Source organism: Diplocloster agilis, from assembly GCF_019042275.1.
In the GTDB taxonomy this organism is placed as follows: Bacteria; Bacillota; Clostridia; order Lachnospirales; family Lachnospiraceae; genus Diplocloster; species Diplocloster agilis.
Genome location: NZ_JAHQCW010000049.1, coordinates 1 through 18,443, shown reverse-complemented (window position 1 = coordinate 18,443; position 18,443 = coordinate 1). Strand labels below are relative to the sequence as shown.

18 protein-coding genes are annotated in these 18,443 nt (G+C 47.1%); 15 read left to right on the top strand and 3 right to left on the bottom strand.

What is annotated here, in order from left to right; all coding sequences use genetic code 11:
* Positions 1-108: 108 nt before the first annotated feature.
* A complete protein-coding gene (locus KTH89_RS21345) occupies positions 109-1,206 on the top strand; it encodes a glycerol dehydrogenase (protein WP_158345972.1) in 1,098 nt (365 codons plus the stop codon).
* Between the two features lie 722 nt (positions 1,207-1,928).
* On the opposite strand, the gene KTH89_RS21340 is transcribed toward KTH89_RS21345, so the two are convergent.
* Positions 1,929-2,870, bottom strand: coding sequence for a helix-turn-helix domain-containing protein (locus KTH89_RS21340; RefSeq protein WP_238723020.1), 942 nt, complete (start codon positions 2,868-2,870; stop codon positions 1,929-1,931).
* Positions 2,871-3,135: 265 nt separating this feature from the next.
* Here KTH89_RS21340 and KTH89_RS21335 point away from each other — a divergent pair, with 265 nt between their 5' ends.
* The 4 genes from KTH89_RS21335 to KTH89_RS21320 all read left to right on the top strand — a co-directional run bounded on the left by KTH89_RS21335 (position 3,136) and on the right by KTH89_RS21320 (position 7,432).
* Positions 3,136-4,080, top strand: coding sequence for an ABC transporter permease (locus tag KTH89_RS21335; RefSeq protein ID WP_238723019.1), 945 nt, complete (start codon positions 3,136-3,138; stop codon positions 4,078-4,080).
* A gap of 17 nt (positions 4,081-4,097) precedes the next feature.
* Positions 4,098-5,579 carry a sugar ABC transporter ATP-binding protein gene (locus KTH89_RS21330; RefSeq protein WP_238723018.1) on the top strand — a complete coding sequence of 494 codons (1,482 nt, stop codon included), beginning with the start codon at positions 4,098-4,100 and terminating at the stop codon, positions 5,577-5,579.
* 84 nt (positions 5,580-5,663) lie between these two features.
* On the top strand, positions 5,664-6,638 hold the full coding sequence (locus tag KTH89_RS21325; RefSeq protein WP_238723017.1) for a sugar ABC transporter substrate-binding protein: 975 nt from the start codon (positions 5,664-5,666) through the stop codon (positions 6,636-6,638).
* Positions 6,639-6,655: 17 nt separating this feature from the next.
* Positions 6,656-7,432: an alpha/beta hydrolase gene (locus tag KTH89_RS21320; RefSeq protein ID WP_238723016.1), complete on the top strand. Its 777-nt coding sequence runs from the start codon at positions 6,656-6,658 to the stop codon at positions 7,430-7,432.
* Positions 7,433-7,480: 48 nt separating this feature from the next.
* On the opposite strand, the gene KTH89_RS21315 is transcribed toward KTH89_RS21320, so the two are convergent.
* Positions 7,481-8,332, bottom strand: a complete 852-nt coding sequence (locus KTH89_RS21315; protein WP_238723015.1) for an AraC family transcriptional regulator — start codon at positions 8,330-8,332, stop codon at positions 7,481-7,483.
* Between the two features lie 460 nt (positions 8,333-8,792).
* Here KTH89_RS21315 and KTH89_RS21310 point away from each other — a divergent pair, with 460 nt between their 5' ends.
* From KTH89_RS21310 to KTH89_RS21300, 3 genes are read left to right on the top strand one after another with little or no spacing between them, the layout of a single operon-like run.
* Positions 8,793-9,356 (top strand): DUF2975 domain-containing protein, encoded by a 564-nt coding sequence (locus tag KTH89_RS21310; RefSeq protein ID WP_238723014.1) that lies wholly within the window; start codon positions 8,793-8,795, stop codon positions 9,354-9,356.
* Between the two features lie 45 nt (positions 9,357-9,401).
* Positions 9,402-9,824, top strand: a complete 423-nt coding sequence (locus tag KTH89_RS21305) for a hypothetical protein (protein WP_238723013.1) — start codon at positions 9,402-9,404, stop codon at positions 9,822-9,824.
* A 25-nt stretch (positions 9,825-9,849) separates the two neighbouring features.
* Positions 9,850-10,053: a helix-turn-helix domain-containing protein gene (locus KTH89_RS21300; protein WP_158345964.1), complete on the top strand. Its 204-nt coding sequence runs from the start codon at positions 9,850-9,852 to the stop codon at positions 10,051-10,053.
* A gap of 138 nt (positions 10,054-10,191) precedes the next feature.
* Here the strand turns inward: KTH89_RS21300 and KTH89_RS21295 are convergent, their stop codons facing one another.
* Positions 10,192-10,728 carry a TetR/AcrR family transcriptional regulator gene (locus KTH89_RS21295; RefSeq protein ID WP_238723012.1) on the bottom strand — a complete coding sequence of 179 codons (537 nt, stop codon included), beginning with the start codon at positions 10,726-10,728 and terminating at the stop codon, positions 10,192-10,194.
* A gap of 177 nt (positions 10,729-10,905) precedes the next feature.
* Here KTH89_RS21295 and KTH89_RS21290 point away from each other — a divergent pair, with 177 nt between their 5' ends.
* The 7 genes from KTH89_RS21290 (at position 10,906) to KTH89_RS21260 (ending at position 18,340) form a co-directional block, all read left to right on the top strand.
* A complete protein-coding gene (locus KTH89_RS21290; protein ID WP_158345962.1) occupies positions 10,906-11,595 on the top strand; it encodes an HXXEE domain-containing protein in 690 nt (229 codons plus the stop codon).
* Between the two features lies 1 nt (position 11,596).
* On the top strand, positions 11,597-12,295 hold the full coding sequence (locus tag KTH89_RS21285; protein ID WP_238723011.1) for an HXXEE domain-containing protein: 699 nt from the start codon (positions 11,597-11,599) through the stop codon (positions 12,293-12,295).
* Positions 12,296-12,311: 16 nt separating this feature from the next.
* Positions 12,312-13,004 carry an HXXEE domain-containing protein gene (locus KTH89_RS21280; protein WP_238723010.1) on the top strand — a complete coding sequence of 231 codons (693 nt, stop codon included), beginning with the start codon at positions 12,312-12,314 and terminating at the stop codon, positions 13,002-13,004.
* The gene (locus KTH89_RS21275; protein WP_238723009.1) at positions 13,004-13,708 is read left to right on the top strand and encodes an HXXEE domain-containing protein; all 705 of its coding nucleotides are present in this window, start codon (positions 13,004-13,006) and stop codon (positions 13,706-13,708) included. Before KTH89_RS21280 ends, KTH89_RS21275 begins: the two co-directional genes overlap by 1 nt.
* Before the next feature lie 283 nt (positions 13,709-13,991).
* Positions 13,992-14,423, top strand: coding sequence for a MarR family winged helix-turn-helix transcriptional regulator (locus KTH89_RS21270; RefSeq protein WP_238723008.1), 432 nt, complete (start codon positions 13,992-13,994; stop codon positions 14,421-14,423).
* 286 nt (positions 14,424-14,709) lie between these two features.
* A complete protein-coding gene (locus tag KTH89_RS21265) occupies positions 14,710-16,461 on the top strand; it encodes an ABC transporter ATP-binding protein (protein WP_158345952.1) in 1,752 nt (583 codons plus the stop codon).
* Entirely contained in the window at positions 16,454-18,340 is a 1,887-nt protein-coding gene (locus KTH89_RS21260) for an ABC transporter ATP-binding protein (protein WP_238723007.1), read from the top strand. Before KTH89_RS21265 ends, KTH89_RS21260 begins: the two co-directional genes overlap by 8 nt.
* The last annotated feature ends 103 nt before the right edge of the window (positions 18,341-18,443 follow it).

Genomic DNA, 18,443 nt, shown 5'->3' with positions numbered 1-18,443 from the left:
GAAAATTTGTCAGTTTAATGCTTGACGGCGTCCCCGATTTCCATAATAATAAAAGTATGTTAAAAAAATAACACACTATTACCCGCATCGGTAAAGGAGGACGTAAGTATGGCAAACATTATTGGCAGCCCCAGCAGATATATCCAGGGCAAGGGGGAAATCAAAAAACTCAGCAGCTACGCAGGCAATTACGGTAAAAAAATCTGTATTCTGACCAGTGAATCCGGAAGAAAGCGGGTGGAACCTGCGATTCTGGAAGGTAAAGGGGATGCGGATCTTCAGCTTATATTTAAAAATTTCAACGGCGAATGCTCTATGACAGAGATCAACCGGCTGATCGGCGAATGCAAGGAGGCCGGCTGCGATACCATCGTTGGAATCGGCGGCGGCAAGATTCATGATACGGCGAAGGCGGTAGCTTATTACATGGGACTTCCGGTTGTGATCGTTCCGACCATCGCTTCCACAGATGCTCCCTGCAGCGCGTTATCCGTGATCTACTCGGACGAAGGCGTGTTTGAAAAATATCTGTTCCTGCCGGCCAGCCCGAATCTGGTTCTGGTGGACACCGATATCGTATGTAAAGCGCCGGCCAGACTTCTGGTCTCCGGTATGGGAGATGCGCTGGCCACGTATTTTGAGGCGAGAGCCTGCCAGAGATCCAATGCAGGCAACTGCGTGGGCGGTAAGATCACGCTGGCGGCTATGGCCCTTGCGAAGCTTTGCTACGAAACCCTGCTGGAAAGCGGTGTCGGCGCGTATCTGGCTGTTCAGGCGAAAGCCTGCACGAAAGCAGTGGAACATGTCATCGAGGCTAATACCTACCTGTCCGGTATCGGATTCGAGAGCGGCGGACTGGCCGGAGCGCATGCGATCCATAACGGTCTGACGGCGATCCCCGAGACCCATGCCTTCTATCACGGAGAAAAGGTGGCTTTCGGTACGCTGGTACAGCTGGTTCTGGAAAATGCCGATATGGAAGAGATCGAGACGGTGCTGGATTTCTGTATGGAAGTGGGACTGCCCACTACGCTGGCTGATCTGGGCATCAAGGAAGTGAATCCGGATCAGATCATGGAAGTGGCGAAACTGGCCTGCTCAGAAAATGACACGCTGGGAAATATGCCCTTCGAGGTGACTCCGGAAGATGTATATGCGGCAATTATGGGAGCGGATGCTCTTGGAAGGTATTATGCGGCGGAATAATTCGGCATTCGGATTCACGGTATTGTCATGACAAAAGGGGCTGTCGGTAAATACCGATTTTTAAGCTCCTGAACTAAAAAAGGAAGGCCCCATGGTATTCAGTGTTTTTAGCGCTTGTTTTTCCATGGGCCCTTCTTTCTCTTTTTATTGTTGCTTATTTTAAGCATAAAAATCCCTTGTCCCTATATTTACGGACACTCCTTTTTCTAAGCTGATTTCTGGACCCTTTTTCCTTCTGATTTTTGTTTTTACCATGAAGAGTATCCTGACACCGATCGAGTTTTGAGATAGTTCTGTTCTCTGACAGTATATAGCGAAGAGTGGCTAAAATGAGACTGGCACTGGGTATTTTAAATGAATGTAGGATATTAAGGAGATAATCGCTATGACCAGACTAGGACAAATGTTGATGGAGGATGGAATCGAATAAGGTATGGAAAGGGGAATAGAAAAAGGAATCGATCTGGCTAAGAAAATATTCCGTCTGCATGAACAGGGAGAAAACTATTAAATTGATAGCTAAAAAATGTAACACGACAGAAGAGAGTGTCAGAAGAATTTTAAAGAAATAGAAAAATGACTTTTAAGCAAGAAAGGCTGTCTGATTTACGATATCAATCGTTTACAGACGGTCTTTTTGTAATTAGAAAAGTGTATAAGAAAATAATTTTTAAATTACGTTTCACAATCATAAATCCGGGATATCAATAAATTTACCTATCTCAGCTGTGCCGAAGGATGGCGTCATGCTCGGGATTCACAAGGTAAACACCGTTATGAACTTTGAGACTTTTCGCATATTCTCTTGGATGCATCCCGGTATACCGCCGGAAAGCGGTGGAAAAGTAATTTAGATTGCAGAAATTAAGACGTGCCGCTATTTGCGTCAGTGTTAAATCCTCAAAGCGTATCATATTTTTTGCAGCTTCAATTTTAAGACGGTTAAAATACGGAATTACAGAGCTGCCGGTATATGCACGAAAAGCGGTGGAAAGCGTTGTTTTGGAGCATCCAAGCGCAGCACATATCTGAGAAATCGACAGGGATTCCATCAAGTGCCGGGCAAGATAGTCAACCGCCCGCTGTCCTAAATGCTCCGCACGGGTGCAGGCGATCGCGTCGGCAGGCCGGAGACTTAAGGAATGTCCTGCAGCCTCCTGTGCACAGAGCAGAAGAAAACTTTCCAGAGAATTGGTAAATAACTGCTCCTGCACTTCACTTACGTCCGGTTTTTTTACGAGATATAACACGTCTTGCGCATCCACCAGTGAGGAAAAAATATCAGTCGCGTATTTTAGAGCTTGGGATAAGGCACGGCGGCGGGTATCATCTAAGATAAAGGTTCGGTGTGCCATAGGGGCGAGGGCGGGAGAATCACAATAAAATGCTGCAATGCACAGAGAGGTATCCTGGTCCTGGCTGGCGATATGCCTATGATATTCCATAGGCGGGTGAAAGGTTATTTGACCTTGTGCCAGCGGATAGGAACCGAGATCTGTTTCTACATGCAAATGTCCACGGTCTACATATACAAACTCCCAAAAATCATGGATTTCTCCACGAGAAATAAAGTCTTGTCCAAGATCACTGTAAAATGCACTTATGACCTGTGTTATATGTAGAGGATGACGCAAGGTCTGTGCCAGAAAACGTTTCTCATCCATTTCAGGTTACCTCCTATTAGTCTGTCAGTTTATATCATTGTAGCATATTTTGAACGATATTGTAAATTATACGTACAAATTTGTATAGAAAGCCGGGTTCTGTTGTGATAAATTGAAAATGCGGAAACAAAAGTTATAAAATATCATAAAATATAACATTGATGTTATGCAAGATGTATATTTTTGCTTCGCGCGTTTTATGTAAAATGAACGATTTTATAATTGTGGACACTGTAGAATATTTAATGAAGAGAGGTAGTTTGTGATGAAAGATAAGCTGAAGCAATTGACACGGGAGTATTCGTCTATACTGGCCATCCTCGTGATGGGAGCTGTATTTACCGTAGCTTCGCCATATTTTCTTACCGCGCAGAATCTCACCAACATACTGCTGCAATGCGCCGCATTATCCATTGCGGCTATCGGACAGGCGTTAATTGTCATCAGCGGGAACCTGGACTTATCGATCGGGCAGTGTGTATGTTTCAGCAGTGTTATAGGCGCTTATTTGATGAAATTCATGGATGTAAATCCCTGGGTGGCTGTAGTTTGCGCATTGCTTATGGGATGCCTGATCGGCTGGTGTAATGGATTCCTGGTGGCATATGTGGGGTTACCTGCGTTTATTGCTACGCTGGGTATGCAGATGATCTGCCAAAGTTTTGCCAAAATCATAACAAATGCTACGCCGATTGCACGCTTGCCGGAAGACATCGCATTTTTAGGGCGTGGCTACCTGGGACCAATTCCGATATGCGTTCTAATCATGCTTGCTTTTTATGCCCTGATACAATTTATAGCAGCAAAAACCCGGTTTGGCCGTAACGTATTTGCCATCGGCGGAGGGAAGGAAGCGGCTTACTTTGCAGGTATACCCACAAAAAAATATCTGTGCGCCACCTATATTCTGGGAGGACTGTTAGCCGGCGTGGCCGGTGTGCTTCTTATGTCACGTCTGGATTCCGTCTCAATCACAAACGGAAATCAATATGAGTTCGATACGTTGATAGCCTGTGTGATCGGAGGCCTTTCCACCACCGGAGGAAAGGGAAAAATTGTAGGTGTGTTATTTGGTACAATTTTCTTAATTATGTTCTTTAATGGAATGACGATGCTGGATGTAGATCCATTTTATCAGAACGCCATTAAGGGTGGAGTACTGATTATTGCAATTACGGCAGATGTGCTGGGGAACAGGAAACGCAATTAAAGCTTGGAGGTGAGTGGATGAGTGAAGATACAATTTTAAGCTTAAGAGGAATTACGAAAGAGTTTCCGGGTGTCAAGGCGCTGGATGACGTGACTTTTACCATTTCCCGGGGCAGGATTCATGCATTGGTCGGGGAAAATGGCGCTGGGAAATCTACATTGATTAAAATTTTGGCGGGAATCTATCTGAATTATAAGGGCGATATCTTACTGGATGGGAAAAAGCTGACGCTGCGGAGCCCGGCCGATGCTCAGGCACACGGAATCAGTGTAGTACACCAGGAACTGAAACTGTGTGAGCCCCTATCTATTACGGAAAATATATTTCTGGGCAATCTATTATATCGCGGGGGCCTGGCGGATTGGAAAAAGATGCATCACAAAGCAGCAGAAATGCTGGCACAGCTTGGTATGAGCATGAGAGAAACGCAGCTTGTTGAATCTCTCTCCGTAGCGCAAAAGCAGGTTGTAGAAATCTGCAAGGCAATTAATCATAACTGCAGACTATTGATCATGGACGAGCCGTCCGCCACGCTGACGGACAAGGAACTGACAGTGATGTTTTCCATGATGCGCCGGTTAGTCCGCAGTGGCGTAACTATTATTTATATTTCCCATCGAATGGAGGAAATTTTTAATCTTGCTGATGATATTACAGTACTGCGGGATGGAAGGTTTGTAAAAACGCTTCCGGTTCAGGAGTGTTCCAGGGAAGAGCTGATTCGTCTTATGGTGGGCCGCACACTGGTAAATGAATATCCTAAGTGTGAGATGGAACTGGGACCGCCGGTTTTAGAGGTGACGGGTCTGACGCAGAAAGGGGTATTTGATAATATTTCGTTTACACTCCATAAAGGAGAAATCTTAGGATTTTCCGGTCTGGTGGGCGCCGGGCGTACGGAGGTCATGCTGGCTCTTCTTGGACTTTCGGATTTGACGAAGGGTGAGGTGCGAAAAGACGGTAGAATGGTACATTATAAGAAGTTTGCGCAGGCAATCCGGGCGGGAATTGGTTTGATACCGGAGGACAGAAAAAAGCAGGGTCTTGTACAAATTGCTTCTATCAGCGGAAATATTTGTATGAGCAGCCTGAAAAAGATAATACGCCGGGGGATACTTAGCAAAAGGCTGGAACGGCGTTATGCGGAGGAATATATCAAGGCGCTTTCCATAGCTGCGCCGGGACCTGATACAGAAGTACAGTACTTAAGCGGTGGCAACCAGCAGAAGGTCGTTATCGCAAAATGGCTGATGGCGGACAGTGATATTATCATCATGGATGAGCCGACCCGTGGCATCGATGTAGGAGCCAAGAGTGAAATTTACCGGCTGATGGGAAAACTTGTCAGACAGGGGAAATCGATTATCATGATTAGCAGTGAAATGCCGGAACTGCTGGGCATGTGCGATAATATTGTGGTAATGTACGAGGGACGCAAGGTCGGAGAGCTTACACGCGGGCAAGCTTCTCAGGAAGCAATTATGGCTTTGTGCGTATAATTACGAAGCTGGTCGGAGTTATCGACTCGTTTCTTTTTTATAATAGAACTTATTGTATGAATACCATTTAAAGGAGGAAACACTATGAAAAAAACAACAGCAATATTTTTAGTACTTATCCTCATCTGCGGATTGACCGCTGGTTGTGGGGCGAAGACGGATGCAGGGAACGCGTCCGGCAAAGCCACATCTGAGGGAAAATCCCTTCGAATTGGGGTGTGTCTGTTTACTAAGAATGACGAATGGCTGGCCGATATTGCAGATCAGTTTGAAAAACAATGCGCAGATAAGGGGTATGAAGTTAACATCCAAGATGGAAATCAGGAAAATGAAAAGCAGGTACAGCAGATCGAAAATTTTATTGCCAAAAAGTATGACGCTATTGTCCTTTCGGCAGCGGATGTAGAGGGGATTTTGCCTGCCATCGACAAATGCCAGGAGGCCGGGATACCGGTTATTGCGATAGACACTCCGATCGACCATGCATGGATTTCCACCTGTATATCCTGGGACAATTATAAAAGCGGCCAGATGCTAGGGGAATATGCGGTGAAATATATTCAGGAGAATCTGGCGGATAAGAATACCGTAAATCTTGTCATGCTGGATGGCACGGGCTATCCCCATCTGGAGAAGCGGGACGAAGGATTTTTGGATGCACTGAAGGATATAAAAAATTTGGATTTAGTCGCGCGTCAGTGTACCAATGGAAATCGTGAACTTTCGGCTAATGTAATAAATAATAACATTGCAAAGGGGATTGATATCGTCTACGGTGTTGTGGATAATCATGCTTGGGGGGCAGTTACGGCCTTGCAGGAAGCGAAAGCGGAAAAGTGCGCTGTGCTGTCCTGCGGAGGATTTGGAGAAGAACCTTTTACCGCATTGGAAAATGATGACCCGTATTATAAGGCGATCATTGTAGTTCCGCCGGAAAATATAGTAGAAGATTCGATTGCGGCAGTGGAAAAGGTACTGGCGGGAGAATCGGTGGAGCCGATTACCAATATTGATATCAGTCTTGCTGACCATAATAACGTAAAGGATTTTATTAAGTAAAAGAACGAGAGTATGATATGACATATCTGAATGCAACGATTCATTCATGGAGTCTTGGTATTAAAACAAATGTCCACATCTTGATTCCGGATTTGAGGCCGGGAGAAAAGCCGCCGGCAGGAGGTTATGCGGTACTGTACCTATTGCACGGCTACACCGGAGACGGCAGTGACTGGCTGCGGCTTTCCCGGCTGGAATATTATCTGATGGAAAAGCAGATTGTAGTGGTGATGCCTGATGGTAATAATGGTTTTTACACCGATACGGCAGCAGGTGATTTATATTGGACCTATCTGTCGGCGGAACTTCCGCAATTTATAACCGGAAATTTTCCGGTATCTGGTAAGCGGGCGCATACGTATGCTGCAGGCTTGTCCATGGGAGGATACGGGGCGTTAAAACTTGCACTGCGTTGTCCACAAAAATATGGGTATGCCGTAAGCTTCTCCGGGATGCTGGATGTTTTGGACATAATAGAGAAATGCAAGGAAACACCAAATATAATTCCTCATTGCAGCGTAACGCCGAATTTTAAAGCAATTTATGGAGAACCAGTGAAGAGAGCGGAAAATGATTTGATGGAACTTTTAAAACATATGAAGCCTAAAAGTTGTCCTCAGTTAAAACTATACTGCGGTGAGGAGGATTTCTTATTCGGAGCAAGTGAATTATTTACAAAAACAGCGCTTCATTATGGCCTCCCTTGTTCCTTTGATCATTTTCAGGGCGGACATGAATGGGGATTTTGGGATACTGCATTGGCAAAAGCATTGGAATGGCTGCCGCTGCGATAATCCCAGGTTAATGGCTCACCGCCGGAGTGGTTCGGCCGGCGGTAAGCACTAAGATCTCTGAGAGCAAACCGGAATCCACACCTCATATTTAGCGTTCTGGGGATCGGGATTCAGATAAACTTCGATATCCGGCGCGTTGCCGTACTCATAACCGGAGGTGGGCAGCCATTCGGTCACGATCCTCTTTTCCAATTCCTGAATGGACTGATTCGTCCCTTCCCCGGGAAATACAGCCCAAGAAGAGGCCGGTATGACATATTCTTCCAGTGTGTCATCCGCGGGTTTGGTGCTGGCCACCGCGATATAGTATTTCCAATGTTCGGTGTTGCAGGCGCTGACACCCAGAAGGCCCATAGGTTCGCCGTCCATCAGGGAAGCCAGCTTCGGGATTGTTCCGTCCGTGGCCGCCCTCTGCCACATCATCGGCACGATCTCAAAATTCTTTTCTAATTCTTTGTGAAGGGGTTCCCCCACACCGATAATGCGGAAGGATTCTTTCTTTTCAATCCGGTAATTCATTTCAGCAGCTCCTTTTATTGTGATATGGAAGCTGATCGGTGGATAGGATTTTAACGGTACGCCGCCCTTTTTTACCAGAGAGGGCGCGATCCCATGGACACTCTGAAAGGCCCGGTTAAATGCGGTGGGAGAAGAGTACCCGTACCGGAGGGCAACGTCGATGATTTTCTGATTTTCATCCTGCAGATCTACGGCGGCTAAGGTCATGCGCCGGCGCCGGATATATTCCGACAAGGTGGTTTCCGCCATGTATGTAAACATTCTCTGATAGTGATAGGCGGAACAGCAGGCGATCTTCGCGATTTGCTCGTAATCGATGTCTTTGTCCAAATGCTCTTCCATATAGTGTATCGAATTGTTTAAACGTTCTATCCAGTCCATTTGTGTCAGCTCCTTGGTATTTAGTATATAGAACAATGGTTATGCTGTCCTCTCTTTTTCCGAACGAAAAAAGAGAGGACTTTTTCTTTTCCTCAATCATAACATAAGGGATTGGGATGGGAAAGCTGCATTTTTATGGAAGGGCCAGAGTGTTAAAGACATGAGAACCGGAACCAGTTGAACTGGATTTACCAGGACTTCTGGCTAGGAATTCAGGATTTTTTGTCAATTACGAAGATGGCTTTTCAATTTACAAAGTGACATCTCAGCATACATATGAGTGCGGGCTATCCGTGGCTATCCGAGCGTCTGTTCTTTCGAATGTTTGACTAACGGATTATGTTAAATATTTAATGATAATCATTAAATTATAATTGACAAAAATAAAAATATGGAGTATTGTAACGATAAGAAAAGTTCCTCATTTATCACAAGACCAATTCCGGGAGGAGAATACAAAATGAAAGAAACCATCGACAAATCAGCCCGAAAAATACTGATCATCTCGCAGGTGCTCAAGGTTATTATGATCATAACCTTTACCCTGCTGCTCCTTGGTATGATTATGATTAACTATCACAGAGGAAATGACGGATATATTCCATTGCCGGAACATGCGCCGGTCACAACGGAGCAGGCGGGAAGCAAATTCGGCATCACGGTCCTGACGGAAAACGGATTAAATGTAAAGGCATTCGATGTTCTTTTGGTCAACCTTGCGGGGCGGATGGCGTTTTGCTTTGCCGCGCTTGTGATACTGCGCAGATTATTAAAGAGGATCGTAAAGAGCTATACCCCGTTCGAGCCTGCCAACGTCAGAAGTATCCGGCAGCTCGCCTGGCTGGTTCTTCTATCGGATGTCCTGCCGGAGGCTGTCGGCTGGATACTTGCCAGACTGTCCGGTGTGGCGGCCGCTTTCCAGCTGAACATCATTTTCCTGTTCATGGGACTGGTGTTTTTATGTGTGGCAGAGATCTTCCGCTACGGCTGTTATCTGCAGAAGGAAGCGGACGAGACGTTATAAAAATGATGCTTTAAAATTAAATAATAATGAAGGGAGTAATGTCCAATGAATAAAACGAATCAATTGACGCAAGCCGTATGGATAGGACTGATTCCCGAACTTTTACTGGCTGTTCTTGGCGTGATGATTCTGCCCGATCAGATCGCCATCCAGTGGCAGGGAAGGGAAGCCGTACAGATGGCTCCCCGATTTGCGATATTCCTGTACCCTGGGGTGTCGTTATTTCTGGCATTGGTGGGAAGACCGGCATTTACCCTGTTCCTGTCCAAATTCACCGTGCAGAGTTCGAAGCTTCTGCCCGGCGTCTTTCAGGTGGCGCATCTTCTGGTCCTGACCTGCGAAGCATATACGCTTTTGTATGCCTTCGGGTTTCGTATGCGGATATCCGTAATTCTTATCATGGAACTGGTTGTACTGGCTGTCATATTTATATGCAGGCTCAGGAACATGGGAACGAAGAGCATGTAATCATCAACTACACAGGAGGAAGTTTATGCCTATTATTCTACGTTTGGATCGTGTCATGGCCGACCGGAAAATGTCTCTGAATGAGCTTTCCGAGAAAGTCGGCATATCCAATGTCAATCTGTCCAACCTGAAAACCGGTAAAGTCAAGGCCATCCGCTTCTCTACGCTAGAGGCCGTCTGTGAAGTCCTGGACTGTCAGCCCGGAGATATCCTGGAATACAAGCCTTGATATCACGCTTCCTTCAGTGAAGGATGCGGTGGCTGGTGCGGGAATGATTAATACAAAAGCTGCTGATACATAGTTACGTTCTATGTACCAGCAGCTTTATTTGCTTGTCTTATTCTAATCAGAATTTCTAAATAATAATTAATATAATTTATTTCTTAAAAGCCCGAATACCGCCGCGATATGCTCGACCGGTTCAGGCGTATCGCTGTTCAGCCAGTCGAACAGGATGGCAAAGGTTCCCTGAAAGACGAACTTACGGATGTATTTGGCCTCTTCTTCCGAATAGCTGCTGGCATGCACCATGTTCTGAAATATCATGCCGATGCTGGGAATATCAAACAGATGGGCGGCGAAATCCTGAGAAGGAATTCTCTGAACAAGGATGCAGAATATCTCCCTCTGTTCGTACAGATGGGCCAGCACCGAGAACAGCGCATCAGGGTTTTGAGCAATAATCCGCTTCAAATCCTCATCCAGCTGTGTTAAGAAATCCGATTCGATTTCGGCTAACAGATCGCTCTGGCTGCCATAATATTTGTAAAATGTAGTGCGGTTAATCTGGGATGTCTCACAGAGTTCATAGATAGAGATCTGGTTAAGCGGTTTTTCTTTCAAAAGTTTCAGCAGCCCCGTTTTCAGCAAGGCCTTACTTAGACGGATTCTTTGGTTTTCCATATGTGATACTCACCTCAACAAAATAGGATCAAATGTTGTTTTTACACATAAAAAGTTCCATATTGTTGCTCTTAACACATTTTAAAATCAACAGTTTGTTGACTTAAAATCAATGAGTTTATTATAATTGAGCCATAGTAATTTGTCAACTTTAACGATTCGTAGGAGGTATGTGACATGACTTTCTGGAGAAAGAACTGGTACTACATAGGAGGTATACTTTTTGTCCTACTTGCATTCGTCATGGGGTTATGGGGCAGCAGCCGCATGAGTCAGATTCAGGTTATTCTGGTATTCAGCTGGATGGGAATGCTCATGCATCAGTTTGAGGAGTACGCTTATCCCGGTGGTTTCCCGATCATATCCAACATGGCTGGGCTTGGTGAATTGGAACACCCGGAGCGTTATCCTCTCAATGCACGGCAGAGTTTCTTAAGTAACGTGATATTCTGCTATTTGAGCTATATCATTCCCATCCTGTTTCCGCATCTGATCTGGATGGGTGCATCTTCGGTGCTTGCCGGAGTTTGGCAGCTGCCGGGCCACGGTATAGCCATGAATATACGCCTGAAAAGCAAATATAATCCCGGACTTGCGTCCACGGCACTCCTGCAGACGCCCGTAGCCATTTATTACATCTGGTATGTGGTGCATTATATGCCGGAGCAGGCGGGACAGCTGTGGTGGGGTATACCCGGTTCCCTTGTCATGCTGTTTCTGACCTTTATTGTTCCGATACTTTTTATGAAGGACAGAGATTCCAAATATCCCTTTGATGACCGGGAGCTCTACGGTTATAACAAGGAGCACGTTATGAGGCTTTGGGAAGAAAGAAAAGCGGCGAAGGCTGCAAAGGAGGAAAGGTAATATGGTTAAGAAATTAGATAAATGGTGCGACATAAACTGGATCATTTTTCTCTGTATAACCGGCGTTATCACGGCAATCTGTGCGGCTGTCTTTTGGAATAAAATGCCGCTTGGGGCTCAGGGCGCTGTGTTTGCCGCTGTGATCATGCCATTTCATGTGTTGGAGGAGTGGAAGTTCCCCGGTGGGTTACATTACTTTTATAACACGCTTCTTGGTCCAAAAGACAAAGAGAAGCAGGATTTGAGCCGGTATCCTATGAGCCGTTTGACCGACATGATTACAAACGTTGGTTTACAGTGGATTCCTTTGGTTTATCTGCTTCTCTCCTGTGTGACCGGCCTTTCCAACGCAACGGCATTATGCATGATGCTGTTCTGTTTCATTGAGGTCATCGCGCATACGTGTGCCGGGATACTCACCTTTTACTGGTTCCGTAAAGATGGAAAGAAGACGATCTACAATCCTGGCTTTGCTACTTCCTATATGATGTTCCTGCCCGGCGGAATATATCTGGTCACACGTCTGGAAAATATCACGGGAAGCGACTGGTTATGGTGCGTCATTCTCTTTATCATAATGATGCTTATATGCATACCGCTGACCGAGACGCCGCTGAAGAAATGGGTGGCCAGACAGGAAAAAGGCATGTTCGCGTTTGCGGATCCGAAGTATTATGACAAGTTCGTCCATAAGAAGTAAGGAGGTCATCGTCATCATGAAATTCTGGCGAAGATACTGGTATCTGATCGGCGGTGTACTGTTTGTGTTCCTCTCTTTTTTCATGGGCCTGTGGGGGTATCATAAACTGCCCCGTATTCAGACCATCCTGATATTCAGCTGGATGGCAATGCTTGTTCATCAGGTGGAGGAGTACGCTTTCCCCGGCGGGATGCCATCCATTACCAACATGGCGGCGTTCCGGGAGAAGGAAGATCCGTATAAATATCCCTTTCATGCGCAGCAGTGCTTTATCTGCAATGTATTTCTGTGTTATACCTTCTATATCCTGGCAGTCTGTTTCCCAAATGCTGTCTGGCTGGGCGCTTCCCAGGTGTTGTGCGTTTTGGTACAGCTTTTGGCCCATGGGCTGCTGATCAATTATTCACTGAAAGACTTTTATAATCCCGGCCTTGGCGCTACTGTATTTTTACAGGTCCCTGTAGCGGTATATTATTTCTGGTATGTGGTGAATTATCTGCCGGAAAAAGCGGGCCAGCTCTGGATTGGGATTCCCGGAGCATTTGTTGCCATGATCCTCTGCTTTATTGCGCCGGTGTTTCTTATGAAAAATAAAAAGAACAAGTATCCTTTTGCTGAAGAAGAAATGTATGGTTATAAGAAAGACAAGATTTTGGAAATTTATCACGACAGCAAGCCTTCCATTTTACAGAAAGTGGGGATAAAATAATGGTAAAGAAACTGGATCAATGGTGTGACAATATCTGGCTGGTTTGTCTGGGTATTCTCGGTGTGATCGCAGCGATTTTGCTTGCGCTCAACTGGAATAACTGGACTCCGGGTGCAAAGGGCGGCGCTTTTCTGGCGGTTATCATGCCGCTTCATGTATTGGAGGAATGGAAATGTCCCGGCGGTCTGCATTATATTTATAATATCATCTTCGGGCCAAAGAAATTTGGAAATAAGTATCTGGACCGCTATCCTATGAGCCGATTTACCGACATGCTTACCAACATCGGTCTTGCGGTCATTCCGCTGATCTACGCTGTTCCTGCACAGCACGCCGGAATGTCCGATATGATAGCCATCTGCATCATTATTCTTAGCTTTGGCGAGGTTCTGGCTCATACGGTTGTAGGCTGTTATTCTCTGAAACGTTACCGAAAGGCAGGTAAAAGATTTATTTACTGTCCCGGATTTTTTACGGCTTATGTGCTTTTTTTGCCTGCGGGCATCTATCTTTGCAGCCGGCTTTCCAATGTAACGGTTGCGGATGTGATCGGAGGACTCGTAGCAATGGCGGTTCTTGGCATTGTCTGTGTACCTCTTCAGGAGACGCCGCTTAAGAAATGGGTACTGAAGCAGGAAGGAGATACTTTCGCATTTGCGAATCCTAAATATTACGCCAAGTTTGTAGATAACGATAACTACTAAGCGTGGATCAGAGAGCAGGCGGAGTCCTGCCGAAGAACCCGGCCGCTGTCGGGTTCTTTGTATGCTTTATGATGAATCCCCAACAACCCTCTTCCATAGCGGCGGTATGATAACTATGCGTCAATCCTCATGCAAAATTCAGAAGGATCATTGCGAAGGGATCTTTCTGAGGAATGGTTCAGTGAAAAAATATATTTGGAAAACATAGTTCAGAGAAAAAACTTGACATCAGGAAAATAAGCACATATAATTGTTTGGTACCGAACAAAGAAGAGGGATGCAAATGAAAAATAAAGATGTAGGACATGAGATTCATGCCATATCGAATCTGATCGGCCGAAAGATCGAAGAGCAGAAAAGGAACAGCGGAATAGAAGGCATTACCCCGATACAGAGCTGGATCTTACGTTTCCTGCAGGAAAACAGGCATCGGGATGTGTTCCAGAAAGATGTGGAGCAGGAATTCTCCATAACCAGGTCCACGGTTACCGGGATACTGAAACTGATGGAGAAGAATGGATTCATCCGACGCATATCCGTGCCGGAGGACGCGAGGCTGAAAAAGCTGGTGATCACCGACAAAGGGGAAGCGATCTGCCTGACAGTATACCATAATATCCGGCAAATGGAGGAACTGATGGTCAGGGGGATGACGCCAAAGGAAGTAGACATGATGTTTGAACTATTGGAAAAAGTGAAAAAGAATCTGATGTAAATGCCGTAGGAAGACGTTTGGAAACCTATTTAAACACTTCAGACGGCAGATTTTTCACAATATTAGTTCGCACTCAAACAATACGGCTACAAACAATACGGTCACAAATAATATGGTCACAAACAATATGGCCCAAAAACATAATGGCCGCAAATATTATGGCTAAAAACCATGTGGGCGGAAACCATGCAGGCGGAAACCATGCGGGTGCAAATAATCCTGGTACAACTGCAAACGGTCCATCTGAAAGTTATTCGCATATAAACTATAAAAAGGAGGAATCATGATGATTCGGGAATTAATGAAGAGCATACGGGAATATAAGAGAGATTCCATACTGGCTCCCGTATATGTCTCGCTGGAAGTTATTATGGAAGTGATTATACCCATGATGATGGCCTGGCTCATAGATAATGGAATCGACACCGGGAACCTGAAATACATATGGGGCATGGGGGCTGTGCTGGCCGTGGCGGCTATGATATCGCTACTGTTCGGGGCCTTGTCGGGAAAGGCGGCCGCCAGAGCCTCCGCGGGATTTGCCAAGAATCTGCGGAAGGATATGTATGATAATGTCCAGAATTTTTCATTTTACAATATTGACAAATTTTCCACCGCCAGCATCGTCACGAGGCTGACTACGGATGTCACCAATGTCCAGAACGCCTACCAGATGATCATCCGGATGGCGGTTCGGGGGCCGTTCATGATTATCTTCTCGATGATCATGGCTTTTGGGATCAACAGCCGGCTTGCTATGATATTTCTGGGTGTGGTGCCGGTGCTGGGGATCGGTCTGTATTTTATCATGACGAAAGCCCATCCTGTCTTTGAAAGGGTCTTTCGCACTTACGATTCGCTGAACAATGTGGTACAGGAGAATCTGCACGGCATACGGGTAGTGAAATCCTATGTCTCCGAGGACTATGAAGTGGAAAAGTTCGGAAAGATATCCGGATCCATCTATCGGGATTTCACCAAAGCGGAAAAACTGCTGGCCTTTAACATGCCGCTGATGCAGTTCTGCGTCTATGCCTGTATGCTTCTGATCTCCTGGTTCGGCGCCAGAACGATCGTGCTGACCGGCGGAGATCCGGTAAACGGCATGTCTACAGGGCAGTTAATGAGCCTGATCACCTACACGATGCAGATTCTGATGAGTCTGATGATGCTGTCCATGGTGTTCGTTATGATTACGATGGCCCGGGCTTCCGCCGAGCGTATCGTGGAGATCAAGACGGAGATCAGCGACCTGAAAAATAAAGAAAAGCCTGTAACAGAAGTCCCCAATGGCTCTGTTGATTTTGAACAGGTAGATTTCAGTTATACAAAAGACACCAGGAAGCTGTGTCTTAGCGGTGTGGATCTGCATATCTCAAGCGGCGAGACCGTCGGGATCATAGGCGGGACCGGAGCGTCCAAAACATCGCTGGTCCAGCTGATCCCGCGCCTCTATGATGCCACCGCAGGACAGGTCAGAGTGGGCGGGATCGATGTGCGAGATTATGACATTGAGAGCCTCAGAAACCAGGTGGCCATGGTTCTCCAGAAAAATGTGCTCTTCTCCGGCACCATCAGAGACAATCTACGATGGGGCAATGAGCAGGCCACAGACGAAGAGCTGATCCATGCCTGTCGGCTTGCGCAGGCGGATGAGTTCGTGCGCTCCTTCCCGGACGGCTACGACACCTACATAGAGCAGGGAGGGAGCAACGTATCCGGCGGCCAGAAACAGCGGCTGTGTATCGCCCGCGCGCTCTTAAAGAAACCGAAGATACTGATTCTGGATGACTCCACCAGCGCTGTGGACACGAAGACCGACGCCCAGATCCGCAGGGCATTCCGGGAGGAGATTCCGGATACCACCAAATTCATTATCGCCCAGCGTGTTTCCTCCATACAGGATGCCGACAAAATCATAGTGATGGACCGGGGCCGGATTCAGGCGGTGGGTACCCATGAAGAACTTTTAGCAGGCAACGACATCTACCGGGAAGTATATGAATCCCAGGTGAAAGGAGGCGGTCAGGATGAGTGACAGAAAAAATAGAAAAGGGATGCAGGACATCAATCCGCAGGTGGTAAAAAGGCTGCTCTCCTATCTGGGGCAGTATAAATTGCGGTTCTGCCTGGTACTGCTTTGTATTATATTAAGCGCCCTGACCAGTGTGGCCAGCTCCCTGTACTTAAAGACCCTGATCGACGATTACATCACGCCCCTTCTGGTGGAAGCATCGCCGGTGTTCAGCGCCCTGTTAAGATCTCTCATAGTCATGGGCTGCATCTATCTGTGCGGCGTGACCGCGACGCTTCTCTATAACCGGCTGATGGTGGCCATCGCCCAGGGAATCCTGAAAAATATCAGGGATGAGATGTTTGCCCACATGCAGACCCTTCCGATCCGCTACTTCGATACCCATACCCATGGGGACATCATGAGCCATTATACCAACGACACGGATACCTTAAGGCAGATGATCTCCCAAAGTATTCCTCAGATCTTCTCATCGGTCATCACCATCCTGGCGGTATTCTGCGCCATGGTGGCCACCAGCTGGCAGATGACGCTGTTCGTGCTGCTGTTCGTCGCTCTTATGTTAAACGTAACCCGAAAGATCGCAGGCAAAAGCGGCTACTTTTTTGTAAGACAGCAGCAGGCCCTTGGCAATCTGAACGGATACATTGAAGAGATGATCAACGGCCAGAAAGTGATTAAGGTCTTCTGCCATGAGGAAAAGGCCATCGAGCAGTTCGACAAGAAAAATGAAAAGCTGTGCCACGACGCTTCCGAGGCCAATACCTTCGCCAATATCCTGATGCCCATCATGGGGAATCTGGGCAACCTGCAATATGTCCTGTTAGCCATCGTGGGCGGAACCATGGCGGTGGCCGGAGTGGGAGGCCTGACCCTGGGAGCCATCGCATCCTTCCTACAGCTGAGCAAAAGCTTCATGAATCCCATCAGCCAGGTGTCCAATCAGTTAAATATGGTAATCATGGCTCTGGCAGGCGCGGAGCGTATTTTCAAAATGATGGATGAAGAACCTGAGGTGGATGAGGGCTATGTGACGCTTGTAAATGCAAAACACGACGAGAACGGCCAACTGACGCAGACAAAAGAACGGACCGGCCTGTGGGCCTGGAAACATCCTCACGGGGACGGAAGCACCACCTACACGGAGCTAAAAGGCGAGGTGCGTTTCTTCGACGTGGACTTCGGCTACAATCCCGACAAGATCGTCCTCCACGACATCACCCTGTACGCGGAACCGGGCCAGAAGGTGGCCTTTGTAGGCGCCACCGGCGCCGGCAAGACGACGATTACCAACCTGATCAACCGCTTTTACGATCTGGCCGACGGAAAGATCCGCTACGACGGCATCAACATCAACAAGATCCGGAAAGAGGACCTGCGCCGCTCCCTTGGAATCGTTCTGCAGGACACGAACCTGTTCACCGGCACGATTCTGGAAAATATCCGCTACGGCAAGCGGGACGCCACCGACGAAGAAGTATTCGAGGCTGCGCGCTTATCCAATGCCGACGAATTTATCCGCAGACTCCCCAACGGCTATGATACAGTAATCACGGGAAACGGGGGCAACCTCTCCCAGGGCCAGCGCCAGCTGATCTCCATCGCCCGGGCGGCCGTAGCAGACCCTCCGGTCATGATCCTGGATGAGGCTACATCCTCCATCGACACCAGAACAGAGGCCATCGTCCAGAGAGGCATGGACAGCCTGATGAAAGGCCGCACCGTATTTGTGATCGCCCACCGCCTCTCCACGGTCCGGAACTCCGACGTCATCATGGTCCTGGAAGCCGGCCGGATTATAGAGCGCGGTACCCACGAGAAACTGATAGAGGAACGCGGAAAGTATTATCAGCTGTATACGGGGGCGTTTGAACTGGAATAAAGGGAACGGAGGGGGCGAAGGGCCGGAGCGTTCTGCGGCAGGGAAGGGCTTCGCGGGCTGCTGCGTCGGCCGGAGGCTCAGACTGACGCAGCAGCCCGCGAAG

Excerpts from the sequence above, each read along its gene's own strand:
- KTH89_RS21320 (WP_238723016.1), top strand. The coding sequence starts at position 6,656 with ATGACATATCTGAATGCAACGATTCATTCATGGAGTCTTGGTATTAAA.
- KTH89_RS21340 (WP_238723020.1), bottom strand. The coding sequence starts at position 2,870 with ATGGATGAGAAACGTTTTCTGGCACAGACCTTGCGTCATCCTCTACAT.
- KTH89_RS21270 (WP_238723008.1), top strand. The coding sequence starts at position 13,992 with ATGAAAAATAAAGATGTAGGACATGAGATTCATGCCATATCGAATCTG.
- KTH89_RS21275 (WP_238723009.1), top strand. The coding sequence starts at position 13,004 with ATGGTAAAGAAACTGGATCAATGGTGTGACAATATCTGGCTGGTTTGT.
- KTH89_RS21290 (WP_158345962.1), top strand. The coding sequence starts at position 10,906 with ATGACTTTCTGGAGAAAGAACTGGTACTACATAGGAGGTATACTTTTT.
- KTH89_RS21260 (WP_238723007.1), top strand. The coding sequence starts at position 16,454 with ATGAGTGACAGAAAAAATAGAAAAGGGATGCAGGACATCAATCCGCAG.
- KTH89_RS21310 (WP_238723014.1), top strand. The coding sequence starts at position 8,793 with ATGAAAGAAACCATCGACAAATCAGCCCGAAAAATACTGATCATCTCG.
- KTH89_RS21265 (WP_158345952.1), top strand. The coding sequence starts at position 14,710 with ATGATTCGGGAATTAATGAAGAGCATACGGGAATATAAGAGAGATTCC.
- KTH89_RS21300 (WP_158345964.1), top strand. The coding sequence starts at position 9,850 with ATGCCTATTATTCTACGTTTGGATCGTGTCATGGCCGACCGGAAAATG.
- KTH89_RS21345 (WP_158345972.1), top strand. The coding sequence starts at position 109 with ATGGCAAACATTATTGGCAGCCCCAGCAGATATATCCAGGGCAAGGGG.
- KTH89_RS21295 (WP_238723012.1), bottom strand. The coding sequence starts at position 10,728 with ATGGAAAACCAAAGAATCCGTCTAAGTAAGGCCTTGCTGAAAACGGGG.
- KTH89_RS21280 (WP_238723010.1), top strand. The coding sequence starts at position 12,312 with ATGAAATTCTGGCGAAGATACTGGTATCTGATCGGCGGTGTACTGTTT.
- KTH89_RS21325 (WP_238723017.1), top strand. The coding sequence starts at position 5,664 with ATGAAAAAAACAACAGCAATATTTTTAGTACTTATCCTCATCTGCGGA.
- KTH89_RS21315 (WP_238723015.1), bottom strand. The coding sequence starts at position 8,332 with ATGGACTGGATAGAACGTTTAAACAATTCGATACACTATATGGAAGAG.
- KTH89_RS21285 (WP_238723011.1), top strand. The coding sequence starts at position 11,597 with ATGGTTAAGAAATTAGATAAATGGTGCGACATAAACTGGATCATTTTT.
- KTH89_RS21335 (WP_238723019.1), top strand. The coding sequence starts at position 3,136 with ATGAAAGATAAGCTGAAGCAATTGACACGGGAGTATTCGTCTATACTG.
- KTH89_RS21305 (WP_238723013.1), top strand. The coding sequence starts at position 9,402 with ATGAATAAAACGAATCAATTGACGCAAGCCGTATGGATAGGACTGATT.
- KTH89_RS21330 (WP_238723018.1), top strand. The coding sequence starts at position 4,098 with ATGAGTGAAGATACAATTTTAAGCTTAAGAGGAATTACGAAAGAGTTT.